Here is a 21610-nt window from a genome sequence, read left to right on the forward strand (position 1 = left end):
TCGGTGATCGATTGGCTTATTCCCGGCCAAGTCTGCCCGAGGGCACTGACACGTCAAGCTCGGTGCCCGTTCCGTGACCGTCTGCGAAAGAAGCGTCGCGGAAGCGTTACAGGTGCCGTACGGCCGGTACACAGAATTTGCACGCGGGCCCCTGTGGCGGGTTTGATGGCCGGTCCATCTCACTTCCATCTCGGCTCGGCGCCTTGCGCCGAGCCTGTAGCGTGGCCCGACGGAGACCGTAACAACCACCGCGCAGACCGCGGGCAGAAACGACGGCGAGGACTGATGGCACAGCAGCAGCGCGCTCAGGGCCCGTCCGACCCCGAGGCGACTGGCGGCGGTATGTCAGATGCGCCGGAGATGTGGGGTAACGGCGGGCTGGTCGGCGACGGCCGATATCGGCTGACCCGCAGACTCGGCCGGGGCGGCATGGCCGAGGTGTTCGCCGCCGAGGACGTGCGCCTCGGGCGGACCGTCGCGGTCAAGCTGCTCCGTTCCGACCTGGCCGAGGACCCGGTGTCCAAGGCCCGCTTCACACGCGAGGCACAGTCGGTCGCCGGGCTCAACCACCACGCGGTCGTCGCCGTGTACGACTCCGGCGAGGACGTGGTCGGCCACGGCGTCGTCCCGTACATCGTGATGGAACTCGTCGAGGGCCGCACCATCCGCGATCTGCTGCTCAACGCCGAGGCCCCCGGGCCCGAGCAGGCGCTGATCATCGTCTCCGGTGTCCTGGAGGCGCTCGCCTACTCGCACCAGCACGGCATCGTGCACCGCGACATCAAGCCGGCGAACGTGATCATCACGCAGACCGGCGCGGTCAAGGTCATGGACTTCGGCATCGCGCGCGCCCTGCACGGCGCCCAGTCGACGATGACGCAGACCGGCATGGTCATGGGCACGCCGCAGTACCTCTCCCCGGAGCAGGCGCTCGGCAAGGCCGTCGACCACCGCTCCGACCTGTACGCGACCGGCTGTCTGCTCTACGAACTCCTCGCACTGCGGCCCCCGTTCACCGGCGAGACGCCGCTGTCGGTGGTCTACCAGCACGTCCAGGACACTCCGGTGCCCCCGTCCGAGGTCTCGGACGCGGCGCCGCCGGAGCTCGACGGGCTCGTCATGCGCTCGCTCGCGAAGGAGCCGGACGACCGGTTCCAGACCGCCGAGGAGATGCGCGGGCTCGTCCAGTACGGGTTGCAGATGCTGTACGACCAGGGCAGCCACACCGGCACCTGGAACACCGGCCCGGTCACCGTGCACGAGGGCCTGCACACCCCGGCGGCGGGCTTCGCGGGCACGACGGCGCTGCCGCACCCGGCCGACTCGGGCACCACGCAGATCCCGCAGCCGATCCTGCCCACCGGGTACGGCGGCGGGGACGACGGCGGCTTCGAGGGGCACGGCAACCGGGGCGGCGGCCGCGGCAAGCTGTGGATCCTCGCGGTCCTCGCGGTGATCGCGATCGCGGCGGGTGTCGCGCTCGCGCTGAACAACACCGGTGGCGGCAACGGCGGGGGCACCGATACGACGCAGTCGCCGACCACCACGCACTCCAGCACCGAAGACCAGTCCACCGAGACGCCCAGCGACGAGGCGACCGACGAGGCCACGGACGACTCCACGGACGACTCCACCAGCACCGGCACCGGCTCGGAGTACACGCCGTCGTACACGCCGTCCCCGAGCGACACCGGCGAGCCCACGGACGAGCCGACGGACGAGCCGACCAAGACGACACCGACCACCGAGGAGCCGACGGACGACCCGACGACGCCTACGGAGGAACCGTCAACGCCGCCGGGTCCGTCGGACCCCGGCGTCTCCCCCTTCGGTGGGGCCGTGGGCCGCTGACCGCCGCCGGTCGAAAACACACGCCACGCGCGCGTGGAGCCCGAAAGGGGCTCCACGCGCGCGTGCCGTTTGTGACGGCCGCCGAGCCGACGATCAGGTCGCTGTGACGGCGACCGGGGCGGCGGTCACCCCGCGGACTGTCACCAGGGCGGCGGTCACCCGGCGAACGCCTCGCACACCGACTCGTACTCCCGGGTCCACCACACCGCCAGCGCCGAGGCCGCCGGGAACTGCGGATCGGCGCGGGTGTCTCCGCGCTCGTAGTGCCAGCGCAGTATCCAGAAGTCGTTGAGGCGCTCCCACCACACGCGGTGCACGGCGGCCGTGAGTTCGGGCGGTGTGGCGCCCGCGGCGCGCCGGTACGCGCGCGTGTAGGCCCGTACCTTCGTGAGGTCGAGGGTGCCGACGGGGCGTACGAAGAAGATCACCGCGGCGCGGACCGCCTCCTCGGCGCGAGGGTGGATACCCAGCCGGTCCCAGTCGACGATCGCGGCCGGTTCGCCGTCGCGGTACAGCAGGTTGAACGGGTGGAAGTCGCCGTGCACCCAGCCCACCGAGCCTCCCCGCGGGGGCTGTCGGTCGGCGTGCCGCTCCAGGAGGGCACGCCGTTCCAGGAGCCGGTGCCGGGCCAGCTCGTCGAAGGCGTCGGAGGGACGGTGCCGGCGCACCTGGGCGAGCAGGCGGTCGATGAGCGCGAAGGTGTCGGCGGGGTCGGCGCCCCGGGCGGGATCGACGCCTTCCGCGGTGCCGGCGGTGGTCGGCTCGGCGCCTTCCACGGACTCGGCGGCGGCCGGATCGTCGCCCTCCGTGGACTCGGAGCCGTCGGCCGGCTCGGAGCCGTCGGCCGGTTTCGCCGCCGCGTGCCCCTCCGTCGGCATCACCCGTTCCAGACTCGCGTGTACGACGCCCAGGAGCGCCCCCAGGCGCGCGCACTGCTCCGTGGTGAGCTGGCCGCCGTGCCGGTGACGTCCGTCGATCCACGGGTGCAGCGCGTAGGCGTGCCCCCCGACGACGGCGACCGTGCGCCCGTCGGTGCCGGTCAGCGGTGGGGCGACCGGGACGCCGAGGTCCGCGAGGCGCTGGGTCGCCCGGTGCTGGCGGGCGATGGCGACGGGATCGGCGGTCTCGGGGTCGAAGTGGTGCTTGAGGAAGTACCGGCCACGGGTGGTGCACAGCCGGTAGCCGCGGTTGAGCAGCCCCTCGTCGACGGGTTCGCAGGTGAGCGCGGACCCGGCGGCGTACTGGCGGAGGAGGGCGCCCAGAGGGGGCGCGTGAGACACAGGGGGTGGTACAGATGAGCGCGGCACGCGCCAGATGCTAGGGCACGAGCCCGGGCCCTGACCTCTTGGTTGTCACAGACAGTCGTCTTCGATCACGGGAGAGTCACAGAACGTGCTGGAACTGCCGTTCCAGGCCACCGTCCGTGGAGTGCACGGTGGAGAACTGCGGCTCGATGGCCAGATAGACCGGCTCGAAGGGCTCGCCGTCGACGAAACGCGGCGCGGGGCCGAAGAGCTCACGTTCGGAGGCTGTCGGTTCCACGGACTCGCACTGACCCACGATCTGCACGGACCACAGGCTCTCGCCCGGCCGCGCGGTGCTCAGGTTGTCGGTGCCGTACGCGACGACGCTGCCGGCGCAGGCGTGGTGGTATCCGCAGTTCCGGGGCATCCGCAGCAGCACGCGGCCGTCGACCACGATGTGTCGGGCGAACGCCAGGAAGGGCAGTGCCCGCATGCTGGTGGCCACCCGGCCGTAATCGGCGCGGCCGATCAGTTCCACGGCGAGCTGTTCGTCGGCGGAGCACTCGGCGGCGGGCCGTTCGTCGGTGGGCATGCCACCCAATCTCCGGCATGCCGGAGCGCTGGAAAAGGGGCACCCGCCCCCCTGTGGGGGGCCGAAAGTCCCGAATCAATGGACGGCGTGCGCGAAAGGCCCGCTCAGCGGTGCTGCCTCTCCGCCTGTACCCGCGCCACAAACGCCGCCGCCTGGGAGCGCCGTTCCATTCCCAGTTTGGACAGCAGACTCGACACGTAATTCTTGATCGTTTTCTCGGCGAGGTGCAGCCGTTCCCCGATCGCGCGATTGGTGAGGCCCTCGCCGATCAGGTCGAGGATCTTGCGCTCCTGTTCGGTGAGGTGCGCGAGTTTGTCGTCGCTCTTGGCGCGGCCGCCGTCGCGCAGCCGTTCCAGGACGCGGGCGGTGGCCACCGGGTCGAGCAGGGACTTTCCGGCGGCGACGTCGCGTACGGCCGAGAGCAGTTCATTGCCGCGGATGGCCTTGAGGACATAGCCCGAGGCGCCCGCCATGATGGCGTCGAAGAGGGCCTCGTCGTCGGCGAACGAGGTCAGCATCAGGCACTTGATGTCCTCGTTCTGGGACCGGATCTCGCGGCAGACCTCCACGCCGCTGCCGTCCGGGAGCCGTACGTCCAGGACGGCCACGTCCGGTCGGGTGGCGGGAATCCGCACCAGCGCGTCGGCCGCCGTGCCGGCCTCGCCGACCACCTCGATGTCGTCCTCCACCGAGAGCAGCTCGTGAACGCCTCGGCGCACCACCTCATGATCGTCGAGGAGAAATACGGTGATTTTTCCTTCTTCGCGCACAAAGTCAGTGTCACACACCGCCATCGGCCGTGCCCGAAGTGAACTCTTCCCGAGCCCGGGGTGGCCGGGATAACGTGCCGGTGTTCCGGCCCCCTGCAAGGCTGCGACCAGTGCTGTGACCAGCGACTGTTCCCGACAACTGCGAATTACTTGGAAATCCGACTAAAAAGTACTTGGAAATCCAAGCAAAAACGCAGGTCAGGAGGGGTTTCACAGAATTGTGAAGCACTGGGTAACGTGACTGTTGCAGGGCGCTCGCCGGGGCACCTGTCACGCCTGTTCCCGGCCGAGTGCACCCACCCCGTGCACGGGTACTGGAACAGGCGAGCCGCACTGGCCACCCGGCAACCCCGGGGGCCGGACCGACGGAGGAGCACACGTGACCGTGGAGAGCACTGCCGCGCGCAAGCCGCGACGCAGCGCCGGTACGAAGAGCGCCGCGAGCGCTGGTGCCAAGCGCACCGGCCCGGCCGCCAAGAAGTCGCCGGGTACGACGGGCGCCGAGCCCGAGCTCGTTCAGCTGCTGACCCCGGAAGGCAAGCGGGTCAAGGACGCCACGTACGACCCGTACGTCGCCGACATCACCCCCGAAGAGCTGCGCGGCCTGTACCGGGACATGGTGCTGACCCGTCGCTTCGACGCCGAGGCCACCTCCCTGCAGCGCCAGGGCGAGCTGGGCCTGTGGGCCTCGCTGCTCGGCCAGGAGGCCGCCCAGATCGGTTCCGGGCGGGCCACCCGTGAGGACGACTACGTCTTCCCGACCTACCGCGAGCACGGCGTCGCCTGGTGCCGCGGGGTCGACCCGACCAACCTGCTCGGCATGTTCCGCGGCGTGAACAACGGCGGCTGGGACCCGAACAGCAACAACTTCCACCTGTACACGATCGTCATCGGTTCGCAGACGCTGCACGCCACCGGCTACGCCATGGGCGTCGCCAAGGACGGCGCCGACTCGGCCGTGATCGCGTACTTCGGAGACGGCGCCTCCAGCCAGGGCGACGTCGCCGAATCGTTCACCTTCTCCGCGGTCTACAACGCCCCCGTCGTGTTCTTCTGCCAGAACAACCAGTGGGCCATCTCCGAGCCGACCGAGAAGCAGACCCGCGTCCCGCTCTACCAGCGCGCGCAGGGCTACGGCTTCCCGGGCGTCCGCGTCGACGGCAATGACGTCCTCGCCTGCCTGGCCGTCACCAAGTGGGCTCTTGAGCGGGCCCGTCACGGCGAGGGACCCACGCTCATCGAGGCATTCACGTACCGCATGGGCGCGCACACCACCTCCGACGACCCGACGAAGTACCGGGCCGACGAGGAGCGCGAGTCCTGGGAGGCGAAGGACCCGATCCTGCGCCTGCGCACCTACCTCGAAGCCTCACACCACGCGGACGAGGGATTCTTCGCGGAACTCGAGGCCGAGAGCGAAGCGTTGGGCAAACGAGTACGCGAAGTCGTCCGTGCCATGCCGGACCCGGACCACTTCGCCATCTTCGAGAACGTGTACGCGGACGGGCACGCGCTCGTCGACGAGGAGCGGGCCCAGTTCGCCGCCTACCAGGCGTCGTTCGCGGATGAAGGGGAGGGCAAGTAGCGATGGCTGCGGAAAAGATGGCGCTGGCCAAGGCGATCAACGAGTCGCTGCGCACGGCCCTCGACGCCGACCCCAAGGTCCTCATCATGGGCGAGGACGTCGGCAAGCTCGGCGGTGTCTTCCGGGTCACCGACGGCCTCCAGAAGGACTTCGGCGAGGACCGGGTCATCGACACCCCGCTCGCAGAGTCGGGCATCGTCGGCACCGCGATCGGCCTCGCCCTGCGCGGCTACCGCCCGGTGGTGGAGATCCAGTTCGACGGTTTCGTCTTCCCGGCGTACGACCAGATCGTCACGCAGCTCGCGAAGATGCACGCGCGAGCGCTCGGCAAGATCAAGCTCCCCGTCGTGATCCGCATTCCGTACGGCGGCGGTATCGGCGCCGTCGAGCACCACTCCGAGTCCCCCGAGGCGCTGTTCGCCCACGTGGCGGGCCTCAAGGTGGTCTCCCCGTCGAACGCGTCGGACGCCTACTGGATGATGCAGCAGGCCATCCAGAGCGACGACCCGGTGATCTTCTTCGAGCCCAAGCGGCGCTACTGGGACAAGTCCGAGGTCAACAAGGACGCGATCCCCGGACCGCTGCACAAGGCGCGCGTGGTGCGCGAGGGGGCCGACCTGACGCTCGCCGCGTACGGCCCGATGGTGAAGGTCTGTGTGGAGGCCGCCGCGGCCGCCCAGGAGGAGGGCAAGTCGATCGAGGTCCTGGACCTGCGCTCGATGTCCCCCATCGACTTCGACTCCGTCCAGGCATCGGTGGAGAAGACCCGCCGCCTGGTCGTGGTGCACGAGGCCCCGGTGTTCCTCGGTACGGGCGCGGAGATCGCCGCCCGCATCACGGAGCGGTGCTTCTACCACTTGGAGGCACCCGTCCTGCGGGTCGGCGGCTATCACGCCCCCTACCCGCCGGCGCGCCTGGAGGAGGAGTACCTTCCGGGCCTGGACCGGGTGCTCGACGCCGTCGACCGCTCGCTTGCGTACTGAGGAGAGGGTCGTGACGACGATGACTGAGAACGCGTCGGGGCTCCGCGAGTTCAAGATGCCCGACGTGGGCGAGGGACTCACCGAGGCGGAGATCCTCAAGTGGTACGTCCAGCCCGGTGACACCGTCACCGACGGCCAGGTCGTCTGCGAGGTCGAGACGGCCAAGGCCGCCGTGGAACTGCCCATCCCGTACGACGGTGTGGTGCGCGAACTCCGCTTCCCCGAGGGGACGACGGTGGACGTGGGCCAGGTGATCATCGCGGTGGACGTGGCCGGTGGGGCACCCGCCGAGGAGGTCCCGGTCCAGGAGACCGTCACCGAGGAGCCGGCCCCCGCCGAGGAACCCAAGCCCGAGGGCCGCAAGCCGGTCCTCGTCGGGTACGGCGTCGCCGAGTCCTCCACCAAGCGCCGCCCCCGCAAGGGCGTCGAGGTCCCGGCCCAGCAGCCCGAGCCGTTCCTGGCGGCCACAGCGGTCCAGGGCGAGCTCAACGGCCACGGACACACCGGGCAGCGCCCGCTCGCCAAGCCCCCGGTCCGCAAGCTCGCCAAGGACCTCGGCGTCGATCTGGCGACGGTCACACCGTCGGGCCCGGACGGCATCATCACGCGCGAGGACGTGCACGCGGCGGTGGCCCCGGCACCCGCCCCGGCCCAGGCCCCGGTCGTGGAGGAGGCCCCGGCTCCCGTTCGGGTCCAGGCTCCCGCCCCTGCCGTCACGTACGACACGGCGCGTGAGACCCGTATCCCGGTCAAGGGCGTCCGCAAGGCGACGGCTCAGGCCATGATCGGCTCGGCGTTCACCGCGCCGCATGTCACCGAGTTCGTGACGGTCGACGTGACGCGCACGATGAGGCTCGTCGAGGAGCTGAAGCAGGACAAGGAGATGCAGGGTCTGCGGGTGAACCCGCTGCTGCTCATCGCCAAGGCCCTGCTGGTCGCGATCAAGCGCCACCCCGAGGTCAACGCGTCCTGGGACGAGGCCAACCAGGAGATCGTCCAGAAGCACTATGTGAACCTGGGCATCGCCGCGGCCACGCCCCGTGGCCTGATCGTGCCGAACATCAAGGACGCCCACGCCAAGGCCCTGCCCCAACTGGCCGAGTCTCTCGGCGAGTTGGTGGCCACGGCCCGTGAGGGCAAGACCTCACCCGCCGCGATGCAGGGCGGCACGGTCACCATCACGAACGTCGGCGTCTTCGGCGTCGACACGGGTACGCCGATCCTCAACCCCGGCGAGTCCGCGATCCTCGCGGTCGGCGCGATCAAGCTCCAGCCCTGGGTCCACAAGGGCAAGGTCAAGCCCCGGCAGGTCACCACGCTGGCGCTGTCCTTCGACCACCGCCTGGTCGACGGCGAGTTGGGCTCCAAGGTCCTCGCCGACGTGGCGGCGATCCTGGAGCAGCCGAAGCGGTTGATCACCTGGGCATAAGCCCGCACTCCGTCACGGGGCGCCTCTTCTCGCTCGAGAGGGGGCGCCCTTTGCCTGGGATCCCGAGTGTTCCGAGCGAATGGAACAAGCCAAGTTTCGGATCACCCGCTTTCCTTGATCTTTGCCTGCCTAAGATCACCACCGACGGGTGGTTCGACCAGCCATCCGGCAGCAGGCGGGGGAAAAGCGCACGAGCCCGCCGACTCGAAATGGTTCGGCGGGCCCACCTTTTCGGACGTGGGCCCTTCTCGAAAGGAAATCCCTTGACGGTTGGAAAGTCCTTGACGGTGGGCAAGTCTCTCGCCACGTTCGCCCTCGTGGGCGGCGCGCTCGCCGGCGGTGTCGCGTTCGCCTCTCCGGCGGCCGCGGTCAGCTCGTGCTCGGACTCGTTCGCGCACCAGTTCAACATCATTTTCCCGGGCCAGAAGCCCGAGACGACGTACTACATAGAGAATTGTGCCGACGTGACCTCGGGGAAAGTGGCCGCGTCGAGCAACGTGAGCTGGAATATCGTCGACGACCAGGTGATCGACAACAGCAAGAGATTCACCTCGTTCAAGATCACGACGCGGATCGAGTCGCGTGCGGACTCGGGCGGCAGCGACACGATCGTGGCCTCGAAGACGTGCGACTGGACGGCCCTGTTCAACAACAACTACTCGGGCCCCGGTGAGCCCGGTCCCGCGAGCACCTGCACCGTGCCGTCGGTGACGTACAACAAGGACCTGTACTGGTCCTCGGACTCGACGGTCGTGTACGACATCGAGGGCGACGGCAAGGGCGCGATCACCAAGGAGCTGTACGGCTCGCCGCTCATGCACGGCTGATCCCCGCAGAGACCGAAGAGGGCCTGCCGCGAACCGCGCGGCAGGCCCTCTTCGTCGTGTGCGCGGGCCTCCTCGGCGAAGGCCCGTGTGCCTCGCCTACTTGGCGAAGCCGTAGTTCAGCAGCTTCTTCGCGTCCGCCGTGCGGGCGTCGATCGACGTGGAGGCGAGAACCGTGCCGATGACCGTCTTGCCGTCGCGGGTGGCGGCGAAGACGAGGCAGTACTTGGCCTCGGGACCGGAGCCGGTCTTGACGCCGATCGTGCCGGTGTAGCCGGTCAGCAGCGGCTTGTTGGTGTTCTCCCAGGTGTAGTAGCGGTAGCCGCCGCTCGCGGTGGTGACCTTCTGCTTCGTGGTCACCGTCTTCACGATCGACTTGAAGGTCGAGTTCTTCATCGCGCTGCTGGCGATCTTCGTCAGGTCGCGCGGCGTCGAGTAGTTCGAACCGTGGCCGATGCCGTCGAACGAGTCGAAGTGCGTGTTCGTCAGGTGGAGGCTCGTCGCGGCGGCGTTCATCTTGCCGATGAACGACTTCACGCGCGCGGCGCGGGTCGTGCCGCTGCCGAACTTGTCGGCGAGCGCGTAGGCGGCGTCACAGCCGGACGGCAGCATCAGCCCGTACAGGAGCTGACGGACCGTGACCTTGTCGCCGACGATCAGGTGCGCCTGAGAGGCGTTGTTGGCGACCACGTAGTCGCTGTACGCCTTCTGGATCGTGACCTTCGCGTCCAGGTTGAGGTTCGACTGCGCGAGCACGACCTTGGCGGTCATGATCTTGGTGGTGGAGCCGGTGGAGCGGCGGGTGTCCGCGGCCTTGGTGTAGAGGGTCGTGCCGGTGCCGTTGTTCATCACGTAGCCGCCCGCGGCGGCGATCGTGGGCGTGGTCACGGCACCCGCGGGTGCCGCGCCGAAGGCGCCGGCGGCCAGCACGGCGCCGGTCGTGAGAGTCACAGCGGCGGCCCTGCGGAAACGCGTGCCCTTAATGCCGGTAATCAAAATGAACGCTCCGAATGCGCGAAATGCCCCTGGGAGAGCGGCACATGGCAGTGCCGTCTCACGTACGGACTCGTGAAGAACGGAAAGGGATGTACGGCGAAGGGGTGAGAGTTGTGTGACGTGGGTTACACCGGTGGCCTCGCGTGATCCATGCAGGCCTCCCGGCGTCCATGGAAGTCTCCCGGCGGCCCATGAAGGCCTCCCGGCGGTCCGCATGCTGAAATACCCGCGACCATGCGTACGTGTTGTATCTATGATGTGCGCATGCCCTCAGCCCCACCCGTGTCCGCGAACCAGTCACTGAAGCAGCCCATGAAGCAACCCCCCGCCGCCGACCGTGTCTACGCGCACGTCAAGCAGGGTGTCCTGGAACGCCGTTACGAGGGCGGGACGCTGCTCACCGAGGGTGAGCTCGCCGACGCCGTGGGGGTCTCCCGCACTCCGGTGCGCGAGGCGCTGCTCCGGCTCGAGGTCGAGGGGCTGATCAAGCTCTACCCGAAGAAGGGCGCGCTCGTCCTGCCCGTCTCCGCACAGGAGATCGCGGACGTGGTCGAGACCCGGCAGCTCGTCGAGGAACACGCCGCGCGCAAGGCCGTACCGGCTTCGCCGCAGCTCATCGCACGGCTCGAGGAGTTGCTGGCGCAGCAGAGGGAGCAGGCCGCCGCCGGGGATCTGGCGGGAGCCGCGGTCACCGACCGCTGCTTCCACGCCGAGATCGTCCGCAGCGGCGGCAACGAGATCCTCTCCCGGCTCTACGACCAGCTCCGCGACCGGCAGTTGAGGATGGGAGTCGCCGTGATGCATGCCCACCCCGACCGGATCACCAAGACGCTCACCGAGCACCAGCAGATCCTCGAAGCGCTGCGCTCCGGCGACGCTGAGGCGGTCGTCGGAATCATCCACCGGCACGTCAGCTGGTTCTCCAACCTGGCGCGGGGCGAGCTCCGATGAGCTCCAGCTCCGCTGTGACGCTGCCCGGTGACCCGCCCGGCGGCCGGCGCGCGATCGCCGTCTGGGGCATCGGTGTCTCCGTCTACTTCGTCGCCGTCATCTTCCGTACGTCGCTGGGAGTGGCCGGGCTCGACGCCGCCGACCGCTTCCACGTGGGCGCCTCCGCCCTGTCCACCTTCTCGATCCTGCAACTCCTCGTCTACGCGGGCATGCAGATACCCGTCGGCCTGCTGGTCGACCGGCTCGGCACCAAGAAGGTGCTGACCATCGGCGTCCTGCTCTTCACGGCGGGGCAGTTGGGCTTCGCGTTCTCCTCCTCGTACGGCATGGCGCTCGCCTCGCGCGCGCTGCTGGGCTGCGGCGACGCGATGACGTTCATCAGCGTGCTGCGGCTCGGCACCCGGTGGTTCCCGGCCCGGCGCGGTCCGCTGGTCGCGCAGCTCGCCGGTCTGGTCGGCATGGCGGGCAACCTGGTCTCGACCCTCGTCATCGCGCGGCTGTTGCACGGGGTCGGCTGGACGGCGGCGTTCGCGGGCAGTGCGCTCGCCGGTGTCGTGGTCCTCGTACTCCTGCTGCTGTTCCTGAAGGACCACCCCGACGGACACGAGCCGGAGCCGTTCCCGCACCAGGGGGCCGCGTACGTCCGTCGCCAGATCGCCGCGTCCTGGCGGGAGCCCGGTACTCGGCTCGGCCTGTGGGTGCACTTCACGACGCAGTTCCCGGCGATGGTGTTCCTGCTGCTGTGGGGCCTGCCGTTCCTGGTCGAGGCGCAGGGGCTCAGCCGGGCGACCGCCGGTGAGCTGCTGACGCTCGTCGTCCTCTCCAACATGGTCGTCGGCCTGATCTACGGGCAGATCGTCGCCCGGCATCACACGGCGCGGCTTCCGCTGGCGCTCGGCACGGTGGCGGCAACGGCGGTCGTCTGGGCGGCGGCGTTGGCGTACCCCGCCGAGCACGACCCCATGTGGCTGTTGATCGTGCTCTGCGTGGTGCTGGGGGCCTGCGGCCCCGCCTCGATGATCGGCTTCGACTTCGCCCGGCCCGCCAACCCGCCCGAGCGTCAGGGCACCGCCTCCGGCATCACCAACATGGGCGGTTTCGTCGCCTCCATGACGACACTGCTGGCCATCGGGGTGCTCCTCGACGCGACCGGCGACAACTACCGAGTCGCTTTCGCCGCCGTGTTCGTCCTTCAGGCGATCGGCCTGAGCCAGATCTTCCGGTTGCGGAAGCAGGCGGCCAGGAGGGAGCGGGAGCGGTTGGTGGCGAGTCGGGTGGAGACGGTGCACGTGCCTGCGTAGCGGTACGTCGGTACGCAGCGGCACGTCGGTGCGTCGGTGCCCAGCGGTACGTCAGGTCGTGGGAACCAGCGTGAGGTAGGCCAGGCCCAGGATGCCGCGGTAGCTCATCCAGGCGCGGCGGTGGCGGTCGAGTCGTTCCCTGGTCTCGGCCGCGAGGGGGTGGTCGGTGTGGCCGGCGAGCCACACCTCCGTGTCCGCCTGGTAGCCCGACTCGAACTCCTCCCACTCGTCCATGGATGCCGTCTCGATCCACTCGGGCCGGAAACCGGCGGCGACCGCGAGATCGACGAGTGCCGGGAGTTCGTAGTGCTCGTCGGCCGAGGCGCCCGGCCACATGCCGGACAGTTCGGCGGGCGTGGGCGTGCGCTGCCAGAAACCCTCGCCGAGCAGCACGCGGCCGCCGTCGGCGACGAGTCGGCGCAGCTCGCGGAGGGCCTCGACGGTGTGCCCGGGAGCCTCGGCCTCGCTGAGGGCGTGGTCGGCGCCGAGACACAGGACGAGGTCGGCGGGGCCGTGAGCCGTGCCGAGCGCGGACTCCTCGACGAAGTCGACCCTGTTCGCCAGCCCTCGCTGCGCCGCGCTCCGTCGGCCGCGGTCCAGGTCATCGGCGTTCAGGTCGATGCCGATGCCCTTGGCGCCGGGGGTGGCGGCCAGGAGACGGAGCATCAACTCGGCCCAGCCGCAGCCGATGTCGAGCACGGTGGTGGGATTCGTCCGGGTCAGGCGCTCCACCAGGCGTGTTGCTCGTGCCTCGGAGAGGGGGCCGTGGAAGGTGAGGCGGGTGAGGCGGGGTGGGGCCGCGGGGTCGGTCATGGGGGGAAGGGTAGGTCCGTGGGGGTGGCGGTAGTAGTTTTTTTCGCCCCCTCCGCCCCTACCCGCCCCGTACCTGGGGGCTGCCGCCCCCAGAGCCCCGCTTCGGCCTTGACGGCCTCGTCCTCGAACGCGGACGGGCCAAAGACTGCCGGCCGGGGCGAAGAGACCGGCGAAGCACTCACGGTGTGACTTTGAGAGACCTGAGGATCGCGGTCGTCAGGTCCGGGTCGCCCTCTGCCTTGATGCGGTCCATGACGGTGTCGGCGTGGACGCGGCCGCAGGCCAGGCGGACGAAGGTTTCCCAGTCGAGGGCGAGGGTGGCGGCCGGGCCGAGGGAGGGGGCGCCGTCTATGGAGCCGCGCCCGTCGGCGTCGACGCGGACCGTGCGCAGGAACTCGACGGGGCCGTGGACGTCGAAGACGACCGCCGAGTTCGCCGGGGCGCCCGCGTCCTTGGCGACCACCTTCGGAAGGGCGGCGAGGAGTTCGTCGCGGACGATGAGCGCGCCCGGGGAGTCGAGGTTGCCCGGCCGGCCGAGGGCGGCGCGGAGATCCTGCTCGTGCACCCAGACGTCGAACGCGCGGTTCCGCATGGCCTGTTCGAGGGTGATCTCGGTGCCGAGGGGGCCGCGCACCTTGGTGTCGGGCTGCCGGGACTCGTTCCGCAGCTGGCGGTTGCGGCGGATGATCGTGTACTCCAGCTCGGAGGTCATCTCCGGAGCGGTGTGGTGGCGGCGTACGTCGACCTGCATCTCCATGTACCGCTGGTACTCGTTCGTCACGTGGTACAGGTCGCGGGGGAGCGTGTGGATCGGCCGCGGGTCGCCGAGCATCTCGCAGTCCATGCCGATGACGTGCGAGACGAGGTCGCGCACGGACCAGCCGGGGCACGGGGTGCGCCGGTTCCACTCGCCTTCCACAAGGGGCTGCACCAGCTCTGATATCGCGTCGATCGAATGGGTCCAGGCGTCGGCGTAGGACTGAAGGCTGGGATGCAGACTCACGGAACGGGACCCCTCGGGCGGTTGGACGCGGGCAGTGCACAGGCAGCGGGTGTCTTGGGACGCTAAGTTACGCTGCTGTGAGGCACCCCGGCAGTGCTTTCGTGTGACGATCGTAGGCCCGTATGGACGGCTCGAATGCCAGGACGGTGGTAGTGTGCGCGCCTCTCTCCTCCAGATCGACGTAAACGGGGCCGAATCGGTCGATGCGCGTCGGCGGCGTGTGGCCGCTCTCGTACGAGAACAAGCCGGTGTCGATCTCGTGGTGCTGCCCGAGCTGTGGACGACCGGCGCGTTCGCCTACGAGGCGTTCGCGGCGGAGGCCGAGCCGCTGGAGGGGCCCACGTACGAGGTGATGGCCAAGGCGGCGAGCGACGCGGGGGTGTGGCTGCACGCCGGCTCGATTCCCGAGCGGACCGCGTCCGACAGCGGCTTCGCCGCCGGTGAGGGCACCCTGTACAACACCTCTCTCGTCTTCTCGCCCTCCGGTGAACTTGCCGCCGCCTACCGGAAGATCCACCGGTTCGGCTTCGACAAGGGGGAGGCCGTGCTGATGGGGGCGGGGGCGGAGCTGGTGACGGTGCGGCTGCCGGAGACGGTGGTCGGGGTCGCCACGTGTTACGACCTGCGGTTCCCGGAGCTCTTCCGTGGGCTCGTCGACGCGGGCGCCGAGACATTTGTCATCCCTGCCGGGTGGCCCGAGCGGAGGCGCTCGCACTGGACGCTGCTCGCGCAGGCGCGGGCTGTCGAGAACCAGGCGTTCGTGCTGGCCTGCGGGACTGCGGGTACGCATGCGGGAGTTCCCCAGGCGGGGCACTCGATCGTGGTGGACCCGTGGGGGGAGGTTCTCGCCGAGGCGGGGGCCGGCGAGGAGGTCCTCACCGTGGACTTCGACCCCGCGAAGGTCGCGACCACGCGGGAGCAGTTCCCCGCGCTCAAGGATCGGTTGCTGGGGCTTGCTGCTCCTCGGCGCTGATTGGTTCGGCACCCGGGGTCGGGGCTGAGCTCGGGGCTGAGCTCGGGGGTGGTGCGCTTGCCGTTGCTGACAGCGTGCCGCTCTCTCTGGGACGGGTGCCGCCCCCAGCGGCGCGCATGCCCGCAGCCATGACGGATGGATGGCGTCCCTGGGTGGGCCGCCGCCCTCGCGGTACGCATGCCTGTGGCTACGTCAGTCCTCCTCGCCCCGTTCCTTCTCCGCCAAGTGGATGACGCATACCGCCACCGCGATCAGCAGGGCGGGATCCGTGTCCTCGCGCACGACATCGACGCCGTACGTCTCGCGGACGTGGAGCCAGCGGCGGGAGATCTGGGCGAGGAGTTCGTTGTCGTAGTCGATGGCGAACTCGCGGTCGAGGATTTTGCCGCTGACGTCGAGTTCGGTGCCGTCGACGAGGGACACGCGGTAGTGGTTGCGGAGCAGGGACAGGCGTTTGCGCTTGATGGTCGCCAGGGGATCGCCGTCCCGCTCGATGATCATCGTGTCGCGCAGGGCGAACATCTTCTGGTGGATGTCGATCAGGACCCGCCCGTGGGTGTCCTTCAGCTCGAAGGTGTCCCGCAGCCGCATGGCCTTGCCGTCGACGAGGAAGACCTTGTTGCCGTGGTCGTCCTCGATCCAGTAGTCCTCACCGAAGCCGAGGAGCCGGTCGCGTACGAGGTATCTCATGCCATCACCGGTTCCCCGGTGGGCGGTCCGAAACGCCGTCGGTAGGCCGACGGGCTGAGTCCGGTCGCGTGGCGCAGCCGCGCCCGCAGGTTCGCGGCGGTCCCCAGACCGCTGCGTTCCGCCACCACGTCCAGCCGTTCCTCCCCGCGCTCGATGAGCCGGCAGGCGAGCGCGACCCGCTCCCCGGTCAGCCACGCGAGTGGGGTCGTGCCCAGCTGGGCGCGGAAGCGGCGGTGCAGCGTCGCCGGGCTGACCGCCGCGCGCGTTGCCAGGTCCGCGACCGTCAGTGGTTCGCCGAGCCGCTCCTGCGCCCAGGCCAGCAGGGGTGCGAGGGACTCGTCCGGTACGTCGGGCACGGGCCGCTCGACGAACTGGCGCTGACCGCCGTCGCGATGCGCGGCGAAGACCAGTCGGCGGGACACCGCGTTGGCGATCTCCGCGCCGTGGTCGCGCCGCACGACGTGCAGCCCGAGGTCGAGCGCGGACGCGCTGCCGGACGCGGTGAGGATGTCGCCGTCGTCGACGAAGAGGACGTCCGGCTCCAGGCGCACCCGCGGAAACCGCGTCCGGAAGGACTCCGCCCACATCCAGTGGCAGGCCGCCCGCCGCCCGTCCAGCAGTCCGGCCTCCGCGATCGTGAACGCGCCGGAGCAGAAGCCGATGAGCCGGGCGCCCCGCTCGTGCGCCCGGCGTACGGCGTCCAGCACCTCAGGGGAGCGCGGGGCGTCGGTGTCGGGCCGGTTCGGCACGATCAGCGTGTCCGCGCTCTCGGCCGCGTCGAGCCCGGAGACATCGGTGAGCGTGAAGAACCCGTCCCGCATCCGGGTCCGTGGCTCGGCGGCGCACAGCCGGAAGTCGTACAGCTCCCGCCCGAGTTCGGGTCTGCGCAGCCCGAAGATCTCAATGGCGCAGCTCATCTCGAAGGGGTTGGAGTTCTCGTCGACGACCAGGACGACGCGGTGGGTGGCCCCGCGGAGGGGCACCCCACGGGGCGGCGGCTGAGAGGATCCTTGCGGCATATGCGATTTCTAGCACTCGCGGCGCCGCCCGGCCACCGCCGAGGATCGCCGTATGAGCAGCGAACCCGAGCCGATCAGCGAAGCCGCCCCGCGCAGCGAACCCGTATCCCTCCCCACCGCCCTGGCCTCCTTCACCGACCTGTGGAGCCCCCGCATCGTCACCGCCGTCAACGACTACGACGTACGCATCGCCAAGGTCGAAGGCGAACACGTCTGGCACGTCCACGACCACACGGACGAGTTCTTCCTGGTCCTGGAGGGCGAGCTGACCATCGCGCTGCGGGAACCGGACGGCGAGCGCACCGTCGTGCTCCCCAAGGGCTCGGTCTTCACCGTCCCGCGCGGCACCGAGCACAAGCCGTACGCCCCGGCCGGCGCCGCGATCCTGATGTTCGAGCCCACGGGCACCCTCACGGTCGGCGACCGCCACGACGAGGTGCCGGACCACGTGGACGCGACGACGGGGCACGCGCTGGCCTGAGAGCCGACGTGGTCGAGTCCCCCGCTGCCCTGGCGGCGGGGGACTCGACGCGATCCGCGGCGCGGGCTGCTAGAAGCGGTCCCGCCGCAGGTCGTCCTCGTCCTCGGCGGCGTGGTCGTCGCTGATGGCGCGGTCGCGCAGGTCGGAGTCACGCATGTCCGAGTGGCGCATGTCGTCGTCCCGCATGCCGGAGCCCGGCCCGCGGCGCTCCGTCCGGTCGTCGTCCCTCATCCGCTTTCCGCCGCGGTCCCGCACGGCGGCGTCGCTCGTGCCGGAGTCGCGCATCGCGGAGTCGGGTATGCCGGAGTCACGCATTCCGGGGTTCTTGGGCTTGCGTCCCATGGAAACTGCTCCTTCGCAGTGGCCCCCCTGTGTGCGTAGAGCATCTCTCCGTCACGGCCCGTGCGCATCCGGTGAGCTCACGATCACGCGCAGTGACCACATCGCGGTGCCGCCCCGTGACGGGCGACGCGGCCCGCGGTGGCACCCTTGTCCCATGAACGACTCCGCCCCGGCCCCCACACCCCGCCGCGCCCGTGTCCGCGCCCCCGAGCTGATCGGCAAGGGCGGCTGGCTGAACACGGGGGACGAGCAGTACACCCTCGCCGACCTGCGAGGACGCATCGTCATCCTCGATTTCTGGACGTTTTGCTGCATCAACTGTCTGCACGTCCTGGACGAGCTGCGGGAGCTGGAGGAGAAGCACCGGGACACGGTGGTGATCATCGGGGTCCACTCGCCGAAGTTCGTGCACGAGGCCGAGCACCAGGCGGTCGTCGACGCCGTCGAGCGGTACGGGGTGGAGCACCCGGTCCTCGACGATCCCGAGCTCGCGACCTGGAAGCAGTACGCCGTACGCGCCTGGCCGACGCTCGTCGTGATCGACCCCGAGGGGTACGTCGTGGCGCAGCACGCCGGTGAGGGGCATGCGCACGCGATCGCCCGGCTGGTGGAGGAGCTGGAGGCCGAGCACGCGGCGAAGGGCACCCTGCGACGCGGCGACGGGCCGTACGTGGCGCCGGAGCCCGAGCCCACGGCGCTCCGCTTCCCCGGCAAGGCGCTCGCCCTGCCGAGCGGGAACCTGCTGGTCAGCGACACGACCCGGCATCAGCTGGTGGAGCTGGAGGCCGACGGCGAGACCGTCGTACGGCGTATCGGATCCGGCGTACGGGGCTTTGCGGACGGCGCGGCCGAGGCGGCCGGGTTCAGCGAGCCGCAGGGGCTGGCGCTGCTGGACGACGGGTCCGTGGTCGTCGCCGACACCGTGAACCACGCCCTGCGCCGCCTCGATCCCGCGACCGGCGAGGTCACGACGCTGGCGGGGACCGGCCGCCAGTGGTGGCAGGGCTCGCCGACGTCCGGGCCCGCGCGCGAGGTCGACCTGTCCTCGCCGTGGGACGTGGCCGTGTTCGGCGGGCGCGTGTGGATCGCCATGGCCGGTGTGCACCAGCTGTGGGCGTACGACCCGGCCGACGGGAGCGTCGGGGTCGCCGCCGGTACGACCAACGAGGGGCTCGTCGACGGGCCGGGGGCCGAGGCCTGGTTCGCGCAGCCGTCGGGGCTCGCCGCCACCGCCGACCGGCTCTGGCTGGCCGACTCCGAGACGTCCGCGCTGCGCTGGGTGGACCTCGACGGCGCCGTGCACACCGCCGTCGGCACCGGGCTCTTCGACTTCGGACACCGCGACGGGGCGGCCGAACAGGCGCTGTTCCAGCACCCGTTGGGCGTCACCGCGCTCCCCGACGGCTCCGTGGCGGTGAGCGACACGTACAACCACGCGCTGCGCCGCTACGACCCGGCGACCGGCGAAGTGACCACGCTGGCCACGGACTTGCGGGAGCCGAGCGACGCGGTGCTCGTCGGCGACGACATCGTGGTCGTCGAGTCCGCCCGCCACCGGCTGACCCGGCTGCGGCTCCCCGAGGAGGCCGTACGCGTCGAGTCGGTCGCCCACCGCACGCAGCGCGCGGCCACCGAAGTCGCCCCGGGCGGGCTGCAGTTGGACGTCATCTTCCAGGCTCCGCCGGGCCAGAAGCTGGACACCCGCTACGGCCCCTCCACCCGGCTCCTCGTCTCCTCGACCCCGCCCGAGCTACTGCTCAAGGGCGAGGGCGCGGGAACCGATCTCTCCCGCGTCCTGGAGCTGAACCCGGCCGTCACCGAAGGGGTTCTGCACGTCTCCGCGATGGCCGCGTCCTGCGACGACGACCCTGCCGACGAGTACCCGGCCTGCCACGTCCACCAGCAGGACTGGGGCGTACCGGTCCGCCTCACCGAGGGCGGCGCGGACCGGCTGCCCCTCGTCCTCGCGGGCATGGCCGACTGACGTACGGCCGGGCTTTCAGGACCTACATGCCGTACCCGTCGCCGTAGCCGCCCCGGTGGTGTCGTTCCTCCTCGACCACCGGCGTGGTCGGCGGCACGACCACCCGCCTGCGCCGGGCGATGCTGCTGAACGTCGTCACGCCGATCAGCCCGACGATCATGAAGATGACCCCGACCAGGTCGAGGTTGACTCCCTGCATGTTCCAGTCGGTCGCGAACGTGAGGATCGCTCCCGCGGCGATCAGGATGATGCATCCGCCCAGGCCCATGAGTCTCGCCTCCCTGCCCGGCTCAGGTGTTCCGGGCGGGAGCCGAGTACCCGCGACCTCGCGGGCCATGCGGAGGCCCGGCCGTGGGGCGGCGACCCGACGGGTGGAGGGCTATCCCTCCAAGAACGCCACCAGCGCGTTGGTCAGCAGGAACGGGTCGTCCGCGCCGCAGAGTTCGCGGGCGCTGTGCATGGAGAGGATGGCCACGCCGATGTCGACGGTCTTGATGCCGTGCCGGGCCGCGGTGATGGGGCCGATGGTGGTGCCGCAGGGCATCGAGTTGTTGGAGACGAAGGACTGGAAGGGCACGCCGGCCTTCTCGCAGGCGGCGGCGAAGACGGCGCGGCCCGAACCGTCCGTGGCGTAGCGGTTGTTGACGTTCACCTTGAGGATGGGGCCGCCGTTGGCGCGCGGGTGGTGCGTCGGGTCGTGCCGCTCGGCGTAGTTGGGGTGGACGGCGTGGCCGGTGTCGGAGGACAGACAGACCGTGCCGGCGAAGGCGCGCGCCCGGTCCTCGTACGAGCCGCCGCGCGCGAACACCGAACGCTCCAGCACGCTGCCGAGCAGCGGCCCGTCGGCACCGGTGTCGCTCTGCGAGCCGTTCTCCTCGTGGTCGAAGCCCGCGAGCACGGGGATGTAAGGGAGCCCGGAGTCGCCGGCCGCCACCGCGACCAGCGCCGCCGTACCCGCGTGCAGGGAGAGCAGGTTGTCCATGCGCGGGCCCGCCACCAGCTCCTCGTCGCGGCCCAGGTACGAGGGCCGCTCGATGGAGTGGGTCATCAGGTCCCAGCCGGTGACCTCGCCCGTGGCCAGCCCCAGCTCCTCCTCCAGGAAGGCGATCAGATCGCCCTCGTGGGGTTCGCCGAGCCCCCAGATGGGCTGCAGATGGCGCTGCTTGTCGAGCTTGAGCCCGTCGGTGCTGACGGAACGGTCCAGGTGGACGGCGAGTTGGGGCACGCGCAGCAGGGCGCGGTCGATGTTCACCAGGCGGGTCGAGCCGTCCCGCAGCGACAGGCGTCCCGCGAGGCCCAGGTCGCGGTCCAGCCAGGAGTTCAGCAGCGGTCCGCCGTAGATCTCCACGGCCACCTGCCGCCAGCCGTGCGCGCCGCTGTCCGGCAGGGGCTTGACCCGCAGGTTCGGGGAGTCGGTGTGCGCGCCCACGATCCGGAACGGGGTGTGCGGCTCGGTGCCCTCCGGCACGTACCAGGCGACGATGGCGCCCCCGCGCAGCACGTACTTCCCGCCGCTCGTGCCCTCCCACGCGTCGGTCTCGGCGACCTGACGGAATCCGGCCTTCTCCAGCCGCTCGGCGGCATTCGCCACCGCGTGGTACGGCGTCGGGCTCGCCGCCAGGAAGGACATGAGGTCGTCGGTATGGCCGCGATCGAAGCGGGAGGGTGTGCTCATGGGTTCACCTTAACGACGCCTGAGGGCCCGCTCCCGGGGATGGGGAACGGGCCTTCGTAAGGGGGATGTGAAGGGCGGACACCTGACCGGAAGGACAGGTTCCG

General features: G+C 70.3%; 21 protein-coding genes. 10 read left to right on the top strand and 11 right to left on the bottom strand.

What is annotated here, in order from left to right:
* Positions 1-285: 285 nt before the first annotated feature.
* Positions 286-1851 carry a protein kinase gene (locus AB5J53_RS24765; protein ID WP_369247842.1) on the top strand — a complete coding sequence of 522 codons (1566 nt, stop codon included), beginning with the start codon at positions 286-288 and terminating at the stop codon, positions 1849-1851.
* A gap of 155 nt (positions 1852-2006) precedes the next feature.
* Here AB5J53_RS24765 and AB5J53_RS24770 read toward each other — a convergent pair whose 3' ends face one another.
* The 3 genes from AB5J53_RS24770 to AB5J53_RS24780 form a co-directional block, all read right to left on the bottom strand.
* Positions 2007-3131 (bottom strand): phosphotransferase, encoded by a 1125-nt coding sequence (locus tag AB5J53_RS24770; protein WP_369247843.1) that lies wholly within the window; start codon positions 3129-3131, stop codon positions 2007-2009.
* 103 nt (positions 3132-3234) lie between these two features.
* On the bottom strand, positions 3235-3687 hold the full coding sequence (locus tag AB5J53_RS24775; protein ID WP_369247844.1) for a pyridoxamine 5'-phosphate oxidase family protein: 453 nt from the start codon (positions 3685-3687) through the stop codon (positions 3235-3237).
* Between the two features lie 104 nt (positions 3688-3791).
* Positions 3792-4457: a response regulator gene (locus AB5J53_RS24780; RefSeq protein ID WP_369247845.1), complete on the bottom strand. Its 666-nt coding sequence runs from the start codon at positions 4455-4457 to the stop codon at positions 3792-3794.
* A gap of 379 nt (positions 4458-4836) precedes the next feature.
* On the opposite strand from AB5J53_RS24780, the gene pdhA reads away from it, so the two are divergent.
* The 4 genes from pdhA to AB5J53_RS24800 all read left to right on the top strand — a co-directional run bounded on the left by pdhA (position 4837) and on the right by AB5J53_RS24800 (position 9281).
* The gene (pdhA, locus tag AB5J53_RS24785; protein WP_369247846.1) at positions 4837-6042 is read left to right on the top strand and encodes a pyruvate dehydrogenase (acetyl-transferring) E1 component subunit alpha; all 1206 of its coding nucleotides are present in this window, start codon (positions 4837-4839) and stop codon (positions 6040-6042) included.
* A 2-nt stretch (positions 6043-6044) separates the two neighbouring features.
* Positions 6045-7025, top strand: a complete 981-nt coding sequence (locus AB5J53_RS24790) for an alpha-ketoacid dehydrogenase subunit beta (RefSeq protein ID WP_369247847.1) — start codon at positions 6045-6047, stop codon at positions 7023-7025.
* Between the two features lie 10 nt (positions 7026-7035).
* Positions 7036-8454: a dihydrolipoamide acetyltransferase family protein gene (locus AB5J53_RS24795; RefSeq protein ID WP_369247848.1), complete on the top strand. Its 1419-nt coding sequence runs from the start codon at positions 7036-7038 to the stop codon at positions 8452-8454.
* A 263-nt stretch (positions 8455-8717) separates the two neighbouring features.
* Positions 8718-9281 (top strand): hypothetical protein, encoded by a 564-nt coding sequence (locus AB5J53_RS24800; RefSeq protein ID WP_369247849.1) that lies wholly within the window; start codon positions 8718-8720, stop codon positions 9279-9281.
* A gap of 96 nt (positions 9282-9377) precedes the next feature.
* Here the strand turns inward: AB5J53_RS24800 and AB5J53_RS24805 are convergent, their stop codons facing one another.
* Positions 9378-10274: a D-alanyl-D-alanine carboxypeptidase family protein gene (locus AB5J53_RS24805; RefSeq protein WP_369247850.1), complete on the bottom strand. Its 897-nt coding sequence runs from the start codon at positions 10272-10274 to the stop codon at positions 9378-9380.
* 264 nt (positions 10275-10538) lie between these two features.
* Between AB5J53_RS24805 and AB5J53_RS24810 the strand changes: the two genes are divergently transcribed.
* Positions 10539-11225: a GntR family transcriptional regulator gene (locus AB5J53_RS24810; protein WP_369247851.1), complete on the top strand. Its 687-nt coding sequence runs from the start codon at positions 10539-10541 to the stop codon at positions 11223-11225.
* A complete protein-coding gene (locus AB5J53_RS24815) occupies positions 11222-12526 on the top strand; it encodes a nitrate/nitrite transporter (protein ID WP_369247852.1) in 1305 nt (434 codons plus the stop codon). The genes AB5J53_RS24810 and AB5J53_RS24815 overlap by 4 nt, the downstream gene beginning before the upstream one ends.
* Before the next feature lie 51 nt (positions 12527-12577).
* Here the strand turns inward: AB5J53_RS24815 and AB5J53_RS24820 are convergent, their stop codons facing one another.
* A complete protein-coding gene (locus tag AB5J53_RS24820; RefSeq protein WP_369247853.1) occupies positions 12578-13339 on the bottom strand; it encodes a cyclopropane-fatty-acyl-phospholipid synthase family protein in 762 nt (253 codons plus the stop codon).
* Positions 13340-13517: 178 nt separating this feature from the next.
* Positions 13518-14342: a maleylpyruvate isomerase family mycothiol-dependent enzyme gene (locus AB5J53_RS24825; RefSeq protein ID WP_369247854.1), complete on the bottom strand. Its 825-nt coding sequence runs from the start codon at positions 14340-14342 to the stop codon at positions 13518-13520.
* A gap of 154 nt (positions 14343-14496) precedes the next feature.
* Here AB5J53_RS24825 and AB5J53_RS24830 point away from each other — a divergent pair, with 154 nt between their 5' ends.
* Positions 14497-15315: a carbon-nitrogen family hydrolase gene (locus AB5J53_RS24830; protein ID WP_369247855.1), complete on the top strand. Its 819-nt coding sequence runs from the start codon at positions 14497-14499 to the stop codon at positions 15313-15315.
* 192 nt (positions 15316-15507) lie between these two features.
* Here AB5J53_RS24830 and AB5J53_RS24835 read toward each other — a convergent pair whose 3' ends face one another.
* Entirely contained in the window at positions 15508-16005 is a 498-nt protein-coding gene (locus tag AB5J53_RS24835) for an LURP-one-related/scramblase family protein (RefSeq protein WP_369247856.1), read from the bottom strand.
* Positions 16002-17024, bottom strand: a complete 1023-nt coding sequence (locus AB5J53_RS24840) for a GlxA family transcriptional regulator (protein WP_369247857.1) — start codon at positions 17022-17024, stop codon at positions 16002-16004. Before AB5J53_RS24840 ends, AB5J53_RS24835 begins: the two co-directional genes overlap by 4 nt.
* A 52-nt stretch (positions 17025-17076) precedes the next feature.
* Here AB5J53_RS24840 and AB5J53_RS24845 point away from each other — a divergent pair, with 52 nt between their 5' ends.
* Positions 17077-17505, top strand: a complete 429-nt coding sequence (locus AB5J53_RS24845) for a cupin domain-containing protein (RefSeq protein ID WP_369247858.1) — start codon at positions 17077-17079, stop codon at positions 17503-17505.
* Between the two features lie 69 nt (positions 17506-17574).
* Here AB5J53_RS24845 and AB5J53_RS24850 read toward each other — a convergent pair whose 3' ends face one another.
* Complete coding sequence (locus AB5J53_RS24850) at positions 17575-17847, bottom strand: hypothetical protein (RefSeq protein ID WP_369247859.1); 273 nt, start codon at positions 17845-17847, stop codon at positions 17575-17577.
* Positions 17848-18001: 154 nt separating this feature from the next.
* On the opposite strand from AB5J53_RS24850, the gene AB5J53_RS24855 reads away from it, so the two are divergent.
* The gene (locus AB5J53_RS24855) at positions 18002-19831 is read left to right on the top strand and encodes a thioredoxin-like domain-containing protein (protein WP_369247860.1); all 1830 of its coding nucleotides are present in this window, start codon (positions 18002-18004) and stop codon (positions 19829-19831) included.
* Between the two features lie 22 nt (positions 19832-19853).
* On the opposite strand, the gene AB5J53_RS24860 is transcribed toward AB5J53_RS24855, so the two are convergent.
* A complete protein-coding gene (locus AB5J53_RS24860; RefSeq protein ID WP_369247861.1) occupies positions 19854-20099 on the bottom strand; it encodes a DUF6458 family protein in 246 nt (81 codons plus the stop codon).
* Between the two features lie 111 nt (positions 20100-20210).
* Positions 20211-21506, bottom strand: a complete 1296-nt coding sequence (locus AB5J53_RS24865; protein WP_369247862.1) for a M18 family aminopeptidase — start codon at positions 21504-21506, stop codon at positions 20211-20213.
* Positions 21507-21610: the final 104 nt, after the last annotated feature.

Source organism: Streptomyces sp. R41, assembly GCF_041053055.1.
Lineage (GTDB): Bacteria > Actinomycetota > Actinomycetes > Streptomycetales > Streptomycetaceae > Streptomyces.

Coding starts and splice junctions, on each gene's coding strand:
- AB5J53_RS24815 (WP_369247852.1), top strand. CDS start 11,222: ATGAGCTCCAGCTCCGCTGTGACGCTGCCCGGTGACCCGCCCGGCGGC.
- AB5J53_RS24820 (WP_369247853.1), bottom strand. CDS start 13,339: ATGACCGACCCCGCGGCCCCACCCCGCCTCACCCGCCTCACCTTCCAC.
- AB5J53_RS24810 (WP_369247851.1), top strand. CDS start 10,539: ATGCCCTCAGCCCCACCCGTGTCCGCGAACCAGTCACTGAAGCAGCCC.
- AB5J53_RS24865 (WP_369247862.1), bottom strand. CDS start 21,506: ATGAGCACACCCTCCCGCTTCGATCGCGGCCATACCGACGACCTCATG.
- AB5J53_RS24790 (WP_369247847.1), top strand. CDS start 6,045: ATGGCTGCGGAAAAGATGGCGCTGGCCAAGGCGATCAACGAGTCGCTG.
- AB5J53_RS24835 (WP_369247856.1), bottom strand. CDS start 16,005: ATGAGATACCTCGTACGCGACCGGCTCCTCGGCTTCGGTGAGGACTAC.
- AB5J53_RS24840 (WP_369247857.1), bottom strand. CDS start 17,024: ATGCCGCAAGGATCCTCTCAGCCGCCGCCCCGTGGGGTGCCCCTCCGC.
- AB5J53_RS24845 (WP_369247858.1), top strand. CDS start 17,077: ATGAGCAGCGAACCCGAGCCGATCAGCGAAGCCGCCCCGCGCAGCGAA.
- AB5J53_RS24775 (WP_369247844.1), bottom strand. CDS start 3,687: ATGCCCACCGACGAACGGCCCGCCGCCGAGTGCTCCGCCGACGAACAG.
- AB5J53_RS24850 (WP_369247859.1), bottom strand. CDS start 17,847: ATGGGACGCAAGCCCAAGAACCCCGGAATGCGTGACTCCGGCATACCC.
- AB5J53_RS24860 (WP_369247861.1), bottom strand. CDS start 20,099: ATGGGCCTGGGCGGATGCATCATCCTGATCGCCGCGGGAGCGATCCTC.
- AB5J53_RS24765 (WP_369247842.1), top strand. CDS start 286: ATGGCACAGCAGCAGCGCGCTCAGGGCCCGTCCGACCCCGAGGCGACT.
- AB5J53_RS24855 (WP_369247860.1), top strand. CDS start 18,002: ATGAACGACTCCGCCCCGGCCCCCACACCCCGCCGCGCCCGTGTCCGC.